Source organism: Bradyrhizobium sp. KB893862 SZCCT0404, assembly GCF_018130885.1.
Classification (GTDB): Bacteria; Pseudomonadota; Alphaproteobacteria; order Rhizobiales; family Xanthobacteraceae; genus Bradyrhizobium; species Bradyrhizobium stylosanthis.
Window position 1 is genome coordinate 475,127 of record NZ_JAFCLT010000001.1, and the last position, 17,997, is coordinate 493,123.

At 62.7% G+C, this 17,997-nt stretch carries 13 protein-coding genes; 5 read left to right on the forward strand and 8 right to left on the reverse strand.

From position 1 onward, the window contains the following. Positions 1–14: 14 nt before the first annotated feature. On the forward strand, positions 15–1,088 hold the full coding sequence (locus JQ617_RS02410) for a glycosyltransferase family 4 protein (RefSeq protein ID WP_212024135.1): 1,074 nt from the start codon (positions 15–17) through the stop codon (positions 1,086–1,088). Between the two features lie 28 nt (positions 1,089–1,116). Here JQ617_RS02410 and JQ617_RS02415 read toward each other — a convergent pair whose 3' ends face one another. The 8 genes from JQ617_RS02415 to JQ617_RS02450 form a co-directional block, all read right to left on the reverse strand. Beyond that, on the reverse strand, positions 1,117–2,394 hold the full coding sequence (locus tag JQ617_RS02415; protein WP_212024137.1) for a glycosyltransferase family 4 protein: 1,278 nt from the start codon (positions 2,392–2,394) through the stop codon (positions 1,117–1,119). 13 nt (positions 2,395–2,407) lie between these two features. Further along, positions 2,408–3,163: a hypothetical protein gene (locus JQ617_RS02420; protein WP_212024139.1), complete on the reverse strand. Its 756-nt coding sequence runs from the start codon at positions 3,161–3,163 to the stop codon at positions 2,408–2,410. Continuing rightward, the gene (locus JQ617_RS02425) at positions 3,150–5,138 is read right to left on the reverse strand and encodes a hypothetical protein (protein WP_212024141.1); all 1,989 of its coding nucleotides are present in this window, start codon (positions 5,136–5,138) and stop codon (positions 3,150–3,152) included. Before JQ617_RS02425 ends, JQ617_RS02420 begins: the two co-directional genes overlap by 14 nt. After that, entirely contained in the window at positions 5,105–6,271 is a 1,167-nt protein-coding gene (locus tag JQ617_RS02430; RefSeq protein WP_212024142.1) for a glycosyltransferase family 4 protein, read from the reverse strand. The genes JQ617_RS02425 and JQ617_RS02430 overlap by 34 nt, the downstream gene beginning before the upstream one ends. A 42-nt stretch (positions 6,272–6,313) precedes the next feature. Beyond that, positions 6,314–7,102, reverse strand: a complete 789-nt coding sequence (locus tag JQ617_RS02435) for a glycosyltransferase family 2 protein (protein ID WP_249156585.1) — start codon at positions 7,100–7,102, stop codon at positions 6,314–6,316. Beyond that, on the reverse strand, positions 7,099–8,355 hold the full coding sequence (locus JQ617_RS02440) for an FAD-dependent oxidoreductase (RefSeq protein WP_283842030.1): 1,257 nt from the start codon (positions 8,353–8,355) through the stop codon (positions 7,099–7,101). The genes JQ617_RS02435 and JQ617_RS02440 overlap by 4 nt, the downstream gene beginning before the upstream one ends. Positions 8,356–8,567: 212 nt before the next feature. After that, positions 8,568–10,118: a glucosamine inositolphosphorylceramide transferase family protein gene (locus JQ617_RS02445; RefSeq protein WP_212024146.1), complete on the reverse strand. Its 1,551-nt coding sequence runs from the start codon at positions 10,116–10,118 to the stop codon at positions 8,568–8,570. A gap of 1 nt (position 10,119) precedes the next feature. Further along, complete coding sequence (locus JQ617_RS02450; protein ID WP_212024148.1) at positions 10,120–11,355, reverse strand: carboxylate--amine ligase; 1,236 nt, start codon at positions 11,353–11,355, stop codon at positions 10,120–10,122. 183 nt (positions 11,356–11,538) lie between these two features. Here JQ617_RS02450 and JQ617_RS02455 point away from each other — a divergent pair, with 183 nt between their 5' ends. The 4 genes from JQ617_RS02455 (at position 11,539) to JQ617_RS02470 (ending at position 17,945) form a co-directional block, all read left to right on the forward strand. Next, a complete protein-coding gene (locus JQ617_RS02455) occupies positions 11,539–12,711 on the forward strand; it encodes a glycoside hydrolase 5 family protein (protein ID WP_212024150.1) in 1,173 nt (390 codons plus the stop codon). Then, positions 12,708–13,712, forward strand: coding sequence for a glycosyltransferase family 2 protein (locus JQ617_RS02460; RefSeq protein ID WP_212024152.1), 1,005 nt, complete (start codon positions 12,708–12,710; stop codon positions 13,710–13,712). The genes JQ617_RS02455 and JQ617_RS02460 overlap by 4 nt, the downstream gene beginning before the upstream one ends. 57 nt (positions 13,713–13,769) lie before the next feature. Next, a complete protein-coding gene (gene galE, locus JQ617_RS02465; protein WP_212024154.1) occupies positions 13,770–14,867 on the forward strand; it encodes a UDP-glucose 4-epimerase GalE in 1,098 nt (365 codons plus the stop codon). Positions 14,868–15,548: 681 nt separating this feature from the next. Beyond that, the gene (locus tag JQ617_RS02470; protein WP_212024156.1) at positions 15,549–17,945 is read left to right on the forward strand and encodes a glycoside hydrolase family 16 protein; all 2,397 of its coding nucleotides are present in this window, start codon (positions 15,549–15,551) and stop codon (positions 17,943–17,945) included. Positions 17,946–17,997: the final 52 nt, after the last annotated feature.

Consider the following 17,997-nt stretch of genomic DNA (forward strand, 5'->3'; position numbering starts at 1 on the left):
GAGGAATACGGCCCATGGAAAAGACCATCCTGTATATAACTTGTTCGAGAAGCACCAAATACGGCGCAGGAGAACGTTTCTTCGTTGAGACGGCCCGCCAATGCCGCCAGTTGGGTTACAGGAGTATTGTACAGCATCAGGATCGTCCTCAAAGTGACGCCTATTTGCAGGATCTAAGAGACCTGGATGTCGACCTCGTAACGGTACCGCTGAAACTAAATCCTCTGAAAATCTGGAAACTCATTTCCGATGCAAAGCCCGACATCGTTCATGCGAATTTTGCAAATTCATTGCTTCTGTTCGAGATTGCGATCATTGCCAAATTGCTCAAAGTGAGGAAGCTGGTTGATACCGAGCATTGCATATCGTCTCCGCTGGTAAGGAAGCACGTGCTCGGTCTGTACAATGACGTCATCTGCGTTTCGAATGGCGTAAGAAATTTGCTGAGATCCAAAGGCAGCAATTTGTCGACATTGTATCTGGGTGCATTTGTTGATTGCGCAGGGCTGGCGCAATTGAGAGAACAATTTCGAACAGAGTTCCGGTTTTCCGCGCGCGACAACGTTCTTGCCTGCATCGCCTTCGATGCCCCGGTGAAAGGCTTGGATGTCCTGCTGAAATCTTTCCATGAGATTTGCGAAGATCGCCCGGACGTACGGCTGCTCATAATCGGCGTAGACGCGGAGAAATCCCAATTGCCGTCCTTGGCGAGGGATCTTGGAATAGCTGACCGTGTTCATTGGGCGGGGATTCGGGACGAAGGATGGAAGGTTCTGGCCGCCGCTGATGTCTACGTTCAGTCCTCCCGATCGGAAGGAGGGCCGATAGCCGTGATGGAGGCGATGGGATTGAAGTTGCCGGTGGTGGCGACGCGACTGGGGGCCGGCGGTGAACTTTTGGCCGATGGAGAAGCTGGCCTCTTGTGCACGCCCGATGACGTAGAGAGCCTGACCGAAGGAATTCGGCTGATGCTCGATCAACGAGAATCGTGGAAGAGAATGGGAGAGGCTGGCTACAGGCGTTATGCCGAAATGTTGAGAGGTGAAAAGGTGGTGCAGACGCTAATTCATAGCCATTACTTGGCGTGATGTCGTTGCCTTTCCCGCGTCGCGGGCCTTAAAGGCGCGATGGCTCTCCCGGGCTCCGATGCGCGTCTATGGCAGTTCTGCTGGCGGCCGCGCGCAGGACATCGTGGTAGACCTGCTCGATCTGGTTTACGACCCTCGTGGCCTTGAGGTTCTCCACTTTGACGAGGGCTGTTGCCTCCAGACGGGCCAGCAAGGCGCGTTCGCTCAGCAGCGTTTGCATCGCGCGGGTCAAGGCTTGCGCGTCGCCTGGCGACACGAGAAGCCCCGTCGTATCGTGCTCGATGAGGTCCGGCATCCCGCCGACGTTGGTCGCGATCACGACTTTTCCGGACGCCATTGCTTCCATGACGACGGTCGCGCAGGCTTCAGGCCCAACCGACGGCAATACGCCGAACAGTGATCTGTGCCATGCATGCATGACGGCGGAATGCGGCCAGTTGCTGAAGACCCGAACGTTCGGTGGAAACTCGGTCGGCGTGTCGGCGACCCGGCGCCCGATCAGGACCAGCGCCGGCGCATGCTCCAGCCGCGCGTAGGCCTTCAGGAGCACGTCAACGCCTTTCAGCCGCATCATGTCACCGACGAAGAGAATGAAACCGTCCTCGGGCAACTCCCTCACGCAGGAATCTTCCGGACCAAGAACTCCGACATCGTCGGGAACGAAATTCGGAATCACCTCGTAGGGAGCGCGCCCTCGCGTGAGACCGTTATGTCGCGCCACCGCATGGCTCACCGCGATGAAGCGGTCGACCACGCGCCGCGCTGCGAAGCTCGAGGCCCAGTTGCCCAACGTAGTCGCGGTGGCCTTCGCGGCGCCGTAGTGAGCGGTGGCGCAGGGCAGGCATTTCGCGAGCCGCCGGCCATCACACAGATGCGTGCCGAGATGCATGAAGTTCTTCTTGGCGCAAACGAGGCCGTAATCATGGAGTGTAACCACGAGGCGTGCATTGCCGAACGCCTTGAGCGGCAGGAAGGAGGCGTAGATCCAGTTATGGGCGTGGACAATGTCCGGCCTCTCCTCGGAGACCAGCCGCCTTAGCGCTCGCACCAGTTCGGGATCCGGAAACGGCGGCGCGTGGCGGCGCTCGGAATCGCTGTGAAGGGCGGACCAACGCTGAAGCGTACCCCGTAGGCGGTGCACGCGGACTGCGCCGTCGAGTTCGGTGTCGGGCGATCCGGGATGGGCCGAGGTCCCGACGCTCACGGCGTGGCCGCGCTGCGTTAGGGCTCTGCCGAGGTTGCGGACGTGCCGCTCCTCGCCCCCGATCACCGGAGGATAGAACTGCGACAGCAGCAGGATGCGCATGGTCGGCCTCGTTTCAGATACGCGGCACCAGCGTCGAAACGCTGCGATAGAGTCGATTGTCGTCCGGCCTGTAGAGCCGGGCTTGGGCCTTCTGCGAGTCGGCCGAGATGAGAACCGGGATCTGTCGTGTCCAGGTCTCGCCCGGCGCCAGGATAAGCGAACGGAAGACGGCGAACGGTCGCCCGTCGATTGTGATGTCCACGTCGAAACGCTGAGTTTGGGTCTCCGCGCTGCGAACGCCCACCGTGAGCCGACCCGGGTTGTCGATGGATGGCAACATCCAGAACTCCGTGTACCTGAATTGTCGGTGAGTCGCTTCGTCGCGGATGGCCAGCGCATAGCCGCCGGTCGCCAACAGCACCGCGAGCGCGATCGCGGTGTACTGCCGGAGATTGCCCCTGATTGGAGCCGGCCAGGTTGGCAGATCGGGAGTGTCGGTCCGACGATCAGCGACGAGAGCGGCACCGATGGCAATGGTAAAGAGCCAGATCGCCCAACCGAGCGGAGTCAGGAAATCTATGGCGTTCAGCGCAAAGCCACCAACGATGGCCACGGCGAGGCTCGCGCCAACTGCATAGGTGAGATGTTCAGACACGGAATTTGTCTTGATGCCGAGCGCCCGCAGCACGGCGTGGCCCGAAACGAGAAGCACCATTGGCGCGCCCACAATGGTACGCAAGAACACGCTGTCGCTGACGACAACGGTTACCAACGTGGCGACCGCCCAAAGGCAGGCGGCTCGAAGGTCCCGGTGACTAGGAATTGCCATGCAATCCTCTCACGTCGTAGATGACGATCCAGCCGTTGTCGAAGATGCGCGTGACGCCCTTGACGTCATCGAATTTGAGCAACTCGGCACCCGACAATTTCTTTCCATGGCGCGCTTCCCACTGTTCGAAGTAGAAACCCAGCACCGGCGGGGCCGTGGACAGGCGGAGGTCCACCAGCAGGAAGTCGATATCGCTTCTGACCAGGGCCCAGAATTCGTCCGGCCCCAATGTCTCGTTCTCGAACACCCGCGCGGGAGCGACGCCTTCGACAACTTTGAGCCTCACGTCTTGCCGTCCGTAGCTCGCGAGCAGGAGGCGATTGACGCGGTCGGATGTGAAGCGGTTGCCTGGCCCAAGCCATGCTTTGGTCCACTGCGCCGCCTCGATGCCCATGGGCTCGACAGATTGCCCATCGGCGGCCACCCTATAGCCTCCGTGAATCGGATAGAGCGACGAGGCCGTGACGCCCCCGGACACGATGATGACCAGAGCAAGCGCCGGTGCGATACGCTGCCGTGCATGGCCCTCCCAGAAATGTACGACGCTCACTGCTACGAGCAGACCGACGGCAATGAACGCGAACGTTCCCATGCGGTTCCCAATCTCCCATCCGCCGATGGTCAGCCGGAAGGCGACTGAGACTGGAAATCCGAAGGCAAACATTGTGAGAACCACGATGCGGCTATCGCGCCAGCGCCTCCTGAGAATATCCTGGATCAGACGCCAACCTGTCCGTCCGGCGCTCGGCGCTGTCATGGCCAGAGTTCTGAAGAATCCCGTCGCCAGCCCGATTGCCAACAGCAGGATTGCCATCAAGGTTGTGAGTCGCACCGCGAGGGGCTGCGCTGGCACGCTGAGGTGCTCCGACTTCGGGCTGGGCGCGCCCATGATCTTTCCGAGCAATGTCTCGAAGCCAGCTTCGACTACGGGGCCGAGATAGCCCGTGAGAGGGTTGCCGTGGGCTTCGATCCAGACGAACGGCAAGGCAATCGCGAGTATCGCCGTGAAGCCCATGGCCAATCTCGCCTCTATCCGCAGGGGGCCGCGTCGCAAAGCCTCAAATCCGGCTAGCGTTCCGAAGTAGACGGCGGCGAATGCAGCCGAGAGATGGTGCGTGACTGCGAGGCTCGCCAGCAACAAGGCGATCAGCCCGAGCGCCTGGAGTCTCGGTCGACCGTCCAGATCCCGGGACGCTGCTTCGACCGCGAAGGTTACCACGCACAAGGCGATTCCCAGGCTCTCGTAAGAGAACGTCGACTCGAACAGGACAAAGGTCGAGCAGCCCATGTTGACCAGCGCGGCGATAGCAGCGATGCGCGGCCGCCCGCAGAGCTTTTCATAGAATAGGAATAGGCCACAGACGACCATGCCCTTCAGAACCGCTAACAGCAGCGTCGCTGCCGCAAACAAGGTCAGTCCGGTAAGATTGACGATCGCGGTCGCCAGAATTTCCAGGGCGGGATATGCCGGACCGATCGGCAGGAGCGGGTTGGACAGGAACAGCCGGCGCGTCGCCAATAGATTGTCAGTAGCGACCCAGTGCAAAAACTCGTCGTGACCGACGAAGCTGGTCGGGGAATAGACTGATTTGTAATAGAACAGCGCTTCGGTGAGCAGGAGCAGAAGGAAGAGACGTTCACCTCGGGCGACCCCGGACCAGCCGATGCGAAGGCTGAGCGGGACGACGAGCAGGACCACGCCAGACCAGAAAAGCAGCGGCGCCATGTCGTAGGCTCGCCGCCCCGCCGCGTGGCCCGCCACGACCAGTAGCAAGGCCACGGCCGCCGTGAGGCACAAGGCCGCGATCCATTCGCAGCTCGCCGGCCGCGTAGGGCCGTCGGAGCTGCCGCCGTGAAGATCGGGACCGATGACTGTCGAGACGATTTGGATTCCGCTTTGGAGCAGACCTGGCTCCGTTGATGCGGTCAAACGAGCCGGCGTCATCGGCGGCGCGCCTTCGTCGCAGGAAGCCATGACGGGATGCTGCCGAGCGAAAGGCGACGCCCGGACCGGCTGATCAGAATCTCGTTGTGAACATCGTCATAAACTTCGCTCAGCGCTTGTGCGCAGGCACCCCAGTCCGGCAGCGCCCAATCCGGGACTTCCCGTCGGGCCTCCAGTTCCTCGGCCATTGCGGCAGCCAGCGTGCTCGGGCTTGCGTCGCGCGCAACCGCCCGGCAGAGCCCTTTGGACGCCAGCTCTCCAAGCCCGGACGTGTCCGTCACCAGGACCGGCCGCCGCAGTGACAAGGCTTCCATGACGGCGACCGGATGAGCTTCGTAGTCGCTGAACAAGACGAACAGCCCGGCGCTCGCAAGGATGTCGGCCATTTTCTGGCGTTCGGATCCGGGGATGGACGCGATCGTAACCCGCTCTTCAAGGCCAAGCTTTGTGATCAAACGCCGCAAGTCTGCTTCATGAGGACCCGATCCGACGATGTGAAGCCGCGCGTCCGGTCGCCGTTGGATCAGCTCGGGCATGGCTGCAATCGCCCGGTGATGACCCTTGTAGCGCTCGAGCCTGCCGCCTGACACGATCAGGTGAGGATCGACCTTGACGTCGGGACTCGCAGCCGGCATTGCCGCGCCGTTTGGAATGACGACGAAGCGCTCGCGCGGTACGCCCATCCTGGTGCTGAAGAAGCTTGCCTCGAATTCGGAGACGCCGATCAGCCGTGCGGCTCGGGTCACGAGCGGGCGGAGCATTGCCTGCTGGACCCCGCGTATGGCATTGCGCAGCCGCGAGGAATGTCCGCCGCTGTGGAAGGTCAGGACGAAAGGCAGGCCGCCGCGAATGGCCGCAAGCATCCCGACCGGTGCCACGAAGGTGTTGTAGCCTTGGAAATGGATAAGATCCCAGACGCCGCGCCGGATCGCGGCGTAGATGCCCGGCGCGACATACAGGTCCCGTTCCCTGGGCCAGGCCCGCACGCGCTGCACGCGCATGCCGCGCATGTACTCCTCGACCGGCAGCTCTCCCGACGGATCCGTGGTGAGGACATCGACCACGTGGCCGCGCGCCACGAGGCGTGGTCCGACTTCGTGGATGTGGGTCTCGATACCTCCCATGAAGGGGTAGCAACGGGCGGCGACCATCAGGATTCGCATGGGCTATCCCTTCACCGGACGATCCCTCGATTGTCCCCGCCTTCAGGGGTATCCATAGGAGACCAGCGAGACCGGCGAAAGCACCCGCTCGCGAAGGATCGTCTTGAGCACCCGCCAGCCGTCCGGGATCGCGCGCAGATTGCTCCTGCCGCTGATGCGCGGAGCCTCGAAACTCGCCACCTCGACGATGTTGAGATGGTTCTTCAGCGCGCGCACATTGATGAGGGTCTCGATTTCGAATCCGTCGCAATCGCAGTCGAGCGTGACGACGTGCTTGGTCCAGAACGCCATGTATCCGTAGCAAAGATCGGAGAATACACCGCCATAAAGCAGCCGGACGGTCTGGGTGAGGCCCCAATTGCCGAGCATACGGAACAGCGACATATCGTCGGTACCCGCCCCCTGGATGAAGCGCGAGCCCTTGACGAGATCGGCGCCGGCGATCAGCGCGCTCACGAATGTCAGGGACTCTTCCGGGATCATGGAGCCATCGGCGTCGATCATGACGATGATGTCGCCGGCTGCAGCGCGGAATCCCGCACGCAGGGCCGCGCCCTTGCCTCGTCGGGGCTCCATGACGACCTTCACGTCACGCATCCGGCGCGCGACCGCAACGGTGTCGTCTGTCGAGCGACCGTCGACGATGATGATCTCATAGGCCCAGTTCGGGATGCGGGGCAGCAGCCAGGGGAGGTTCTTGGCCTCGTTGAGCGTCGGGATGACGAAGCTCACGCGCGGGAGAGTCAGCGATCGTCCCGGCGCGATATCCATCGGGTAGGGGAGCGGCGCGACGCCGAGATGGGCGAGAATGCTCGGTACTGGCGCGTTCATGGCAACACCGTTCGGTCAAGGGGCCTGAGCTGGAGCGCGGGCCGGTAGCGAGCCAACACCGCCGACAGGTGGCGGGCCAGATGCCGGGCTGAATGATCCGTGCCGCAGACGAAGCGACATACCGGGCCAAAGCTGTTCGCCGCAGCCGGACCGATGAAGTGCAGACCCGGTACCGTCGTCTCGTAATGCGCCGACAGTTGCGGAGCGCCGTCGACGAGCTGCAAGTGCTGCAACAGCGCCGGGTTCAGGAAGCCCAATCGGCTGATGTCGATCTTGTAGCCGGTTGCGAAGATGACGTGGTCGGCTTTCATCAGACGCTCCGCACCGCAGGAGTCGACGAGGTTGAGCATGACCTTGCCGTAGTGTGTCCCGACGTGACGAATCTCTTGCCCGAGCAAGGCTGGAATTTTTCCGACGACGCGATCCCTCACGAATGCGCCGCCCAGCGGACCCAGCGCCCGGTGGTTGGCGAGCCGGATCCGCAGGTCCTTTGATAAATGCTGGATCAGTTGCGGATATTTGGCGCAGGTCGCCAATGTCCAGCCATGACCGATGCCGCTCATCGGAGCAATGGCGCGCGACAACCAAGAGCGGTGCCGCGGGCCATCGGCGAATTGCAGCTTTGGCCGGCGTGCAACGAGTGAAACCGAAATGCCTCGTTCGTGGATCAACGCCGCCAGATCGGACGCAGATGATCCGGATCCCACCACGAGGACCTCTCTTCCGTCCAGGCCGTCCAGCGAGCCGTATTCGCTGCTATGCGAGCAGAGTTCGGCGGGCAGAAGTGCAGCCTCCGGCGGCAGGCGCTTGAAGGGAGACAGGCCGACAGACACCACGACGCGGCGCGCCTCGACCGTTTCGCCGTCGTCGAAGGTGGCACGCAGGCAGCCGGTGCCGGGCTCCAGCCCGATGAGGGACTTGCGCTCGACGGCAGGCACATAACGTGATTGGAAGGCCTCGCCGTAGTCAACGAAGCGGCTCAGCGGCAGCGGCATCAACTCGTCATGATAGGGCAGGGCACGTTCAGCGCAGAAGCGCTTCAGGTCGAATTCCGAGTCCGGGTCGGAGAGGCTCGTTGCCCAGGGGTAGGATTTGAGCAGCATGCCTGGAGGCATGTTGGTTTTCCAGGAGCCCATGGGCTCCCCGAAAATCCGGTGCTCCACCGCGCGCCGGCGCAGGTGCGCGGCCAGCGACAATCCGTAGGGGCCTGCTCCAATGACCGCCACATCTACGAACGTACTTGACCTCGCCATCTGCGGCCTCAGGTACTGTGTACAACGCGAACGAGATCAAAGGAGATCGAGGTGAAATGTCTTGGGCGCTTCTCCCGACCTGAACGAACGGAGCATCCCCGATGGCAGGCTGCAATGAAAGCGCGATAGTTGGTTAGCTCTTTGTGGTTATGCCTTCACGGCGTATCGAGTCTGCAACGTCTCGCATTCCTGACGCTTCATTGGCATCTGCCCTACGGCGTTGCCGAATCCGACTCGACCGCGGCAGGAGCCGGCCCATGGGCGCCGGTTGGACGGGATGCGAGCGGGCCATAGGAGGCCGTCACCTCTCGCAAGCCGTTGACGCGGCCGAAGAGGTCCAGGACCTCCAGGCCGGACTGGCGGTTATATGTGTGGCATCCGAACGCGCCGGTCCGGATGCGGCCGACCGGCGTCTGCTTGAATTGCGACCGGTCGAGTGCATCGATCCGGCAAAACGTTACCGCCCCGCCATACTGGCGCGAGCAATCCTGGACAGGGCGCAGCGTGCGCCCGCCGTGCCGAACGAACGCGCCTGCGGGACGGCTGAGAGCCGCATCGATCAACAAGGGATTGTGTGCATGCGGCGTCCAATGACCTGACAGGCTTTCGGCGCGGTAAATGCTGAGGATGTCCCAGGAGGTCGACGCCCATACTCGCGAGCTGCCGAAGAACCAGAAGCCGCCGGCATGCTGCAGCGGCGTGGCGTCGTAAAGTTCGATGCCTTTGGTAAGGCATGCCTCGCGCGTCCATCGGTGTGGGAATTCCACGGCTCTATAGAGGTTGACGCTCCGGGCCGCGCCCGATTCCGGAATCATCCAGATCTGCCCGTCATGCTCGAACACGAACGGATAGGAGAGATGATAGGGCTCCTCGATGACGATTTGCGGCGGGGTGATGCCCTTCCGGTCCACTGTCGCGACCGCAATGCATCCCCGGCGCTTGGTGTTGAGATACTGTTCGACAAAAATGAATTGCCGCCCTCGGTGTTCAAACGGGAACGGGTCGGCGAGAAAACCATTGGCTTGCGAAGCAAGAACACGAAAATTTGCTTCGCCCTTCTCGAGCAGGCTTGTCCCTTCGTCGAAACGCCAGGCGATTGCCCAGGTCCTGCCGCCCCGCGCGAGGAGGTCTGCGAGGTTGAGTGCCTTTGATGCAGCTGTGCTGGTTGCAAATGCCAGGGCCGAAAACGCGCCAAGGCGCCGCGTTGTCTTTGCCCAGGTCGTCCTGCAGACGTCGGGCGCGGTCTCACCGTGCAACGCTTTCAAGATTAACGCCACGGCGCAGGAGAGCGCACTGTCGAGGCCTGCCGAGAACACGTTGCGGTCCAGCCGGGCCGGACGGGCCGTCCACGCGCCCGAAGGAGAGGCCGAGTCGTGCAGCTCGACGACAAGGTCTTCGCCATTGGCGAGCGCGGCCAAAACACCGACCTCGCCGGGGATGCCGTTGAAGAGTGGCGTCAGCACGCGTCCTGCTGCCGCGAGCTGCGCCTCGCCGCCGAGATTGATGATCGTGTCGGCATCGCCGATCGGAAGAGGCGGTAGGGATCGCAGCTCCGTTTCGACGGGGTCCGTGGCGCCATTCGCGCCAAAGCCATAGACCAGCCGTTCGAGATCGACCAGCAGACGGCATACCGACGGCAGAGGGCGCTGCGCAACCGCGAAGGCGCAGGAGACTTCGTTCTCGCGCGTTCCGGCAAGCGCCTCCGCCAGCCAGTGATGCCAGCGCAGAAGTCGTGATGGATCGAGATACAGGCAGATGCGCATGTTACTCTCGCCCCACGGAGAGACGCCGGCTTACGGCCGCCCCGAATTTCTGCTGCAGCACCGTGACCCATGGTTGCAGATGCAATTTTACGCCGCATGCCGCGTCGTGCGGATAGTGCACGCATGCCGGCAGCGGATCTTTTCTGCGCCAATAGCCATCCACCACAATGGACCGGGGCGGAATCGATCTTGCAGTCCGGCTGACCCGCTCGATCCAGGAGCTCTGCCAGACCATTCGGCTGTCGACCGGCTTGTCGGGAAGGGGCCGCAGGTCAAGTTCGTGCCGATAAGCGATCAGGGGGATATTGATCCCGGCGAGGGTGGCCACCTCTTCCTGCCAATCGGTGCGCCCGACCGTCGGCTCGATGATCAGGAAGCGTCCGCTCCCGGCATCGCGCTTGTATTCGATGCCGCCAAAGCCAGAGTAGTTCACCTGGTCGAGAATGCCGATGGTCGCGCGCTCCAGCTCCCTGTTGGCCGCGGCCGTGCAGAAGGCCGTACTGCCGGTACCTCGCGGCGTGCTGGCGAGCTTTCGCCCGGTGAACATGCCGAGCGTCTCATGGTCGCGGCCCCGGTAGAACAGGCAGAAGAAGATGTTGTCATCCGCTCCCTCGACAGTCTCCTGCACCAGGACCTCGCCGACCTGAGGCAGGAGCTGCTCGGCGGCCGCGATTGCGTCGGCGTAGCTCGCCGCCGTGACCAGGCGAGGAGCGCGTCCGGCGTGGAAGTGGCGTTTGTCTGCGGGTTTGACGATCATGGGCGGACGCAGCGCCGCGATCCCCGGGATATCCGAGAGAGTCCGGACGATCGCGCCGTTCGGCACGGGCCAGCCGTGCAAGCAGGCGCTCTCGTGAAACCTGGCCTTGTCGTGCAGCATGAGAACCGTCTCGTGAGCCGGCAGGCGGAAGCGATAGAGCTTCTCGAGCTCCTTGCGATGCTCCGAGATCGTAAGCAGCGCCAGCTCGTCCGTGACCGCCAGGAACGGCGGCTCTCCTATCCGGCGTTGCAGATCGCGCAGGAAGGCAACGAAGGCGGGGCCATGCAGGGAGTTCGTGAGGACCCGATGGGCATAACGCGACCACAGCGCAGGCTTCGAGCGCTTGCAGTCGACGACCCAGATGGGCATCCCACCGATGGCAAGGCTGCGGCACACCCCAAGTCCGTTCAGCTCGCCGCCGATCACGACGGCGGGAACGCGCCGTTCCGACGAGCGGAAGAATTGGTTGGTTGCGGACAACACAGGGCCCTACCGCGACGACCGGACCGCCATGGCACCACTATGCCTGATTGGCGCCGGATCGGGCGGCGCCAGGAGAGGTAATCCTTCGGAGCGGTTGCGTTCGCCCTCGGGCAAAGGTCACGTGGAGGTATGAATGCCGATTGGAAACGGGCGGGAAACAGGCTGCGCGAGAGCGTGCGAATGCTGGTATTCGCGCTGCTGTGCGTCTCGGCCGCTGCGAATGCCGCCGACAATCCGTCGGCGACCTCCTTCGTCAGGATTTCCGGCACGAACTTCACGGTCGATGATCGGCAGTTCTTCGTCGTCGGCGTGAACAACCATTATCTGACGTACAGCTCGCGGAACGAGGTCACGCGGGTTCTCGATGATGCCGTGACCATGGGAGCCAATGTCGTCCGTATCTTTCTCCAACCAGTGATCGGGTCGTTGGATGGAAGTACGGCAACGGTCTGGAATTGGAAGAGCGTGGGCGACGCCAGCGATCTCGCGGTCAAAGGTTCATATCTGCTCTACTGGGACCCTCGCACTGGCGGGATGGCGATCAATGATGGCCCGAATGGCATGCAGAAAGTGGACTTCGTCATTGCCGAGGCGGGCAGGCGTCATCTGAGGCTGGTCATCGGATTCCTGGATTTTTGGTCTTACACCGGCGGCGTCCAGCAGATGCGGGCCTGGTATGGGAGCCAGGACAAGTCCGGATTTTTCTTCAGGGATCCGCGCACGAAGCGCGACTACAGGAGCTGGGTCAGTCATGTCGTGCAGCGGGTCAACCCGCTGACGGGACTCGCATACCGCGATGATCCGACCATTATGGCCTGGGAGCTGATGAACGAAGGCAACGCGGAGCCCGAGACGCTGCGATTGACCTGGACTGCCGAAATGTCGGCCTATGTGAAGTCCCTCGATCCCAACCATCTCGTCAGCTCGGGCCACGCGAACGTCGAAGCGAAGCTGTCCGATCTGACGATTCCGACTCTCGATTTCGGGACATGGCACGGCTACCCGCTGTTCTACAAGCTCACCGTCAGCCAGTTCAACGACAAGATCACCGAGTTCTGCCAGTTGGCGGCGCGCGCGAACAAGCCGGTCCTTCTGGAGGAATTCGGCTATGCGCGCTCCAATCCCGACTCGGCGCAGGCTTACGCGCTGTGGCTCGACACCCTTGCGCGCGATTCGAACTGTGCCGGCTGGATGGTCTGGCGACTGGTGTCGCGGCAGGACAGCGGACGCTATCCGATCGATGAGTATGACCAGTTCGATGTCCGCAACGATGGCGGCGCGATCTGGAACGTCTTCAAGGCCGCGGCATCGCGGGCAGCACAGGTCCGGAAAACTGCTGCGAGAACCCCATGACCGAGGCCTCCGTCGTGATCTGCGCGCATACGCTCGACCGCTGGAGCGAGTTGACGCGCGCGGTCAATTCCGTCCGCAATCAAACGCGCGCCGCGCGCGAAATTGTCGTGGTGGTGGACAATAACGATGCCTTGCGGGAGCGCGCCGCACGGGAGCTCTCCGGCGTGACCGTGCTCGCCAATGCGAAGGAAGCCGGCTTGTCGGGCGGACGCATGACGGGAGCAGAATGCGTCACGGCGCCTGTGATCGCCTTTCTCGATGACGATGCCGTCGCCGACCCGCACTGGCTGGAGGAGTTGCTGGAGGCTTACAAGGATCCTGCCGTGCTCGGAGCAGGCGGCCCGGTCGAACCGTTATGGCAGGCGCCGCCGCCCTCCTGGTTTCCCGGTGAGTTTCGCTGGGTCGTCGGCTGCACCTATACCGGCATGCACGTGCGCGATGGCCGCATCCGCAATCCGATCGGCGCCAACATGTCGGTGCGTGCCGAGGTGCTCCGTCGCACCGGCGGGTTCACGTCGCAGCTCGGACGCCGAAAGCTCGGATTTTCCGTCAGCGGTCGCGGCAGGATCGGTGGCAAGGCCGAGAGCTGCGAAGAGACGGAGTTCTGCATACGTGCCGCCCGCCAGCATGCCGGCGGCTATTGGGCGTATCGTTCCGGCGCGCGTGTGCATCACGCCGTGCCTGCCCACCGTTTGACATGGAAGTACTTCGTGCACCGTTGCTTGGTCGAGGGCAGCGCCAAGGCGGTATTGACGGATCTTGCAGGCTCCAGAGATGGCCTGCGCGCTGAAGGGCGTTACGTCCGCGAGGTCCTGCCGCGCGCGGTCGCGACGAACCTGCGGGCTGCCATGCACGGCAAGTTCAGTGAAGGGCAGAGGGCTGGAGCGATCATCGCGGGCTTCACCATCACGGCGTTTGCGTACGCGGCGGCCCGCCTTGGTGGGACCACCGAAGCGCTCTCGCGGCACCTGGGATCGCGGGCCCGGGTGTGGAGGGCGTAGCTGACACGACTCCGGGGGAGGTGCGGAGAACGGCGGGGGAAGGCGGAAGGTGTCAAAATGATCCTGGTCACCGGAGGCGCCGGCTTTATAGGGACCCACGTCTGCATCGCGCTGCTCGACGCCGGGCTCGACGTCGTGGTCCTCGACAATCTCTCGAACAGCAACAGGGCCTCGCTCGAGCGGGTGGAGGCCATCTGCGGGCGATCGGTCATCTTTCGCCACGCAGATATCCGGGACGAAGAGGCGATTTGCGGCACGCTGCGTGCTTGCGGCGTGACGGCCGTCATTCATCTGGCGGGGCTCAAGGCGGTGGGCCAGTCCAATGCACAGCCTGTGACGTACTACGAAAACAACGTTCTGGGCACGATGCGGCTCGTGTCGGCCATGATGAGGGCGAATGTAAAGACGCTGGTATTCAGCTCGTCCGCGACCGTTTATGGCGTGCCGAAATACCTGCCGCTCGACGAGAGGCATCCCCTCGATCCGACCAATCCGTACGGTCGCACAAAGCGCGTCATCGAAGAGATACTGACGGATCTGTGCAGGTCCGACGACAGCTGGCGTATCGGCAATCTGCGCTACTTCAATCCCGTCGGCGCGCACGATAGCGGGCTCGTCGGCGAAGACCCGCTGGGTGTGCCGAGCAATCTCGTGCCGTTCGTGGCGCAGGTGGCGATTGGGAGACGCGAGAAGCTGCTGATATGGGGGAACGACTATGACACGCCCGATGGCACCGGGATCCGCGACTACATTCATGTGGTCGATCTGGCGGCCGGTCATCTGAGCGTCTTGCGTCACCTCGGACAGCCGGGTCTGATCACGATCAATCTCGGCACCGGCAAGGGCAGCAGCGTTCTGGATGTCGTCCATACGTTCGAAAAGGTAAGCGGGCGATCCATCCCTTATGACGTCATGGAGCGTCGAGCCGGTGATGTGGCGGTCTGCCTCGCCGACCCCGCCTTTGCGAAGCAGGTGCTGGGTTGGACATCGACGCGGTCGCTGGAGCAAATGTGTGCGGACCATTGGCGCTGGCAATTGCGCAACCCCAATGGCTATCGTTGCGACGATCTCGCGAAAGCCGTTGGGCGATCGAAGCGTGTTCGTCACGTCCGACCGTCCGTGGCCGAGCGTCGGGAAAAGCGCCAAAGGGCCTGATCGCATGAGGCGCGGCAGCCGTATACCGCCCATCGGAGGTAGCTCGTAATGACGCAAAATCTCCACGTCGCCGCACAAGCCTGCAGGTAATATGCAGTCCGCATGGGGACTTGCGATGCCACACTATCGTGCATTCCTTCTCGACAAGCACGGCCAACTGGGGAGCGTGGTCAATCTTCATTGCCCTGACGACGCGTCCGCAACCGAGCGGGCCGGGCGCCTGGCGGACGGCCACGAGGTTCAGCTTTGGCGCTTGGTCGCCGAGCTCAAATTCGACAATCCGCAGCAACGGCACAAGCGGCGGAGCTTCCGCGCACCGATGCACTGACTGAACGCGTGCAGGCGTTAGCTCGCGACCGCGACCGTTTTCGTGCGCATGACGGCGACGTCAGCAAGCTCAGAAGCAACGCTTGCGTGCAATGGCCGCTGCATGATCACGCAGCTCGAAAGCAGCACCACATACCTATGTATGTGCGAATTCTTCTGTAAATTTCACATTTAGAAACATTTTTCGCCACGTTTCATCAATACCCCGTCCGCACCAGCAGTCGGGGGGGCACTTCAAAACCCACTGCTTTGAAATGGTGCTCGTCAAGCGAGAGCTTCGAGCATGCGGTATGTCGCGCGCCTTCGCGCTGCGGCAGTGGAATTCCCTGTCATCAACGTCAAGAGGATACCGGAATGACCCTTTCCGCACCAGCGGGCTATACGTCGAGCGATCTCGTCTTCCAGGATGACTTCTCCGGAACGACGCTCAGCAACTCCTGGAATCCCTACATCACGAGCAACGCCGCCAACGGCTGGCCGTGGAATGGAAGTCCATCAACCGGAAGCTTGGTTGGGACGGAATATTACGCCGACTTCGACACGCCGAGCCAGGTGTCCGTCTCCAACGGAACCTTGAACCTGACGGCTGTCAAACAGCCGATCACGACCAGCATCAACGGGACGACAAAGACATTCCCGGAGACGTCCGGCACGGTCAGCAGCTATGGCAACTTCGAATTCAATGGCGGCTACCTTCAGATCAGCATGAAGGCGCCGAGTGGCGACGGCGCGTGGCCGGCCCTCTGGTTGTTGCCGGGCGACGGCGCGGGTAGCAGCGGCGATAATTTCGAGATCGATATCCAGGAAGGGGGCATGCTTTACAACGGGCCCACGAACCAGGGTTTCGCCTGGCACATTCATGCGGGCTCGTCCGGAACTCTCGGCGGCGTCATCGATAGCGGCGTCGATCTCACGGCCGGCTACCATACGTACGGCATCAACTGGATCCCCGGTCAGTCGATCACCTGGTATCTCGACGGGAAACAGATGGCGCAGGTGACGAGTGCGCAGGTGAACATCCCGAACGAGCCGATGGAATTGATCATGAACAACGGGGTCGCGAATAGCGCCTCGTCCGGATGGCATACGGCTCTCGACAGCTCGACTCCCTCATCGATGCAGATGCAGATCGACTCCGTCCAGCTTTATCAAAAGGCTGGTACTGGGGAGACCGTCACCGGTGCGAACGTCACTCCGGGATCGACCCCGACGACGCCCGCGATCCAGCCGGCGGTGACGCAGGCCACGGCTACGCCGGGGACGGGAATCGAGCATGCCGGTGATGTCATCACCCTGTCGCTCGCCTTCAACGAGGCCGTGACGGTGACGGGCACGCCGACGCTGTCGCTCAACGACGGCAATGTCGCCACCTATGCGGGCGGTTCGGGCACGAGCACGCTCACCTTCAAGACCACGGTTGCTGCGACCGACACCAATACCTCGGCGCTCGCCATCACCGGCGTCAATCTTCCGACCGGTACGGCCATCAAGGACGCGTCCGGTGTTGCCGCGAACCTTTCGGGTGCAGTGAAGACGTTCACCGGTCTTCAGATCGATCCGGTGTTGCCGACGGTGACGCAGGCGACGGCTGCTCCGGGAACGGGCACCGAGCATGTCGGCGACACGATCACCCTGGCACTCGGCTTCAACGAGGCCGTGACGGTGACGGGTACGCCCACGCTGTCGCTCAATGACGGCGGAACGGCCACCTATGCCGGCGGTTCCGGCACGAGCACGCTCACCTTCAAGACCACGGTTGCCTCGACCAACACCGCCACCTCGGCGCTCGCCATTACCGGGGTGAATCTCTCGAGCGGCGCGGCGATCAAGGACGCTTCCGGTGTCGCTGCCAATCTTGCCGGGGCCGTCAAGACGTTCGCCGGTCTGCAGATCGACCCGACGTCAACGACTCCGACGACGCCAACCACCCCAACCACTCCGACCACCCCGACCACTCCAACCACTCCGACGCCCGCCGTGGCGAAGCCTGTCCTCACCATTGCGGACGACTCGCTCTGGGTGGCAGGGAGAGGTGGTACCGTCGACCTCGGGACCAAGGTGACGACGACCGATTCCAATGACGTCGTGACCGTGAACATCACCGGGCTGCCGAAATATGAAATGATCACGGACAAGCTCGACGGCCAGACGTTCCGCGGCAAGGACATCACGTTGACGGCTGCGCAGGTCGACAGCGGATTGACGCTGACTTCGACCTACAGGGGCGGCGGTCATCCGGTCGCGACGCTGACGATGACGGCAAGCGCGAAGGATCCGTCAACCGGTGCGGTCGCGACGGCTGCGCCTCAAACGATCACCGTGACGGATCCTCGTCCCGAGACGACTAAGACCACCTCGTCGGACCACCACCACTCTGCGACGGATCATCAGGCTGTTGCCACCACGACGGCCGCGTCCCCGACGACCTCGCAGACGATCGAGCCTGCGGATCATCAACCGACGACCGCTGCAATCGCGGGGTTGGCCAGCCGGGGCTTTGCGATGCTCCAGCAGCATTTCGACCCGGCCGCTGGCAGCCTGGCAGCGACCGCTACCCATCCGGTCATGGCGGCAGATCATCCGTCTGCCACCGGGAGCACGATGGCCTCGCTCGCAAGCCAGAGCTTTGCGTTGCTGAACCAGTATCTTGCCGCGCACACCGGTCAGGTGGATCCCGGTCAGATCGTAGCGGCCCTGTCGCACGCGACCGGGTGGGGGCAAGACGCCTTGCTGGCCCGGCCACAGCACTAAGGACTGAGCCGCACCCAGGCACAGTGCTTGGGTGCGGTACCGTCAATATTTG

Coding starts and splice junctions, on each gene's coding strand:
- JQ617_RS02410 (WP_212024135.1), top strand. CDS start 15: ATGGAAAAGACCATCCTGTATATAACTTGTTCGAGAAGCACCAAATAC.
- JQ617_RS02415 (WP_212024137.1), bottom strand. CDS start 2,394: ATGCGCATCCTGCTGCTGTCGCAGTTCTATCCTCCGGTGATCGGGGGC.
- JQ617_RS02420 (WP_212024139.1), bottom strand. CDS start 3,163: ATGGCAATTCCTAGTCACCGGGACCTTCGAGCCGCCTGCCTTTGGGCG.
- JQ617_RS02425 (WP_212024141.1), bottom strand. CDS start 5,138: ATGGCTTCCTGCGACGAAGGCGCGCCGCCGATGACGCCGGCTCGTTTG.
- JQ617_RS02430 (WP_212024142.1), bottom strand. CDS start 6,271: ATGCGAATCCTGATGGTCGCCGCCCGTTGCTACCCCTTCATGGGAGGT.
- JQ617_RS02435 (WP_249156585.1), bottom strand. CDS start 7,102: ATGAACGCGCCAGTACCGAGCATTCTCGCCCATCTCGGCGTCGCGCCG.
- JQ617_RS02440 (WP_283842030.1), bottom strand. CDS start 8,355: ATGGCGAGGTCAAGTACGTTCGTAGATGTGGCGGTCATTGGAGCAGGC.
- JQ617_RS02445 (WP_212024146.1), bottom strand. CDS start 10,118: ATGCGCATCTGCCTGTATCTCGATCCATCACGACTTCTGCGCTGGCAT.
- JQ617_RS02455 (WP_212024150.1), top strand. CDS start 11,539: ATGCTGGTATTCGCGCTGCTGTGCGTCTCGGCCGCTGCGAATGCCGCC.
- JQ617_RS02460 (WP_212024152.1), top strand. CDS start 12,708: ATGACCGAGGCCTCCGTCGTGATCTGCGCGCATACGCTCGACCGCTGG.
- galE (WP_212024154.1), top strand. CDS start 13,770: ATGATCCTGGTCACCGGAGGCGCCGGCTTTATAGGGACCCACGTCTGC.
- JQ617_RS02470 (WP_212024156.1), top strand. CDS start 15,549: ATGACCCTTTCCGCACCAGCGGGCTATACGTCGAGCGATCTCGTCTTC.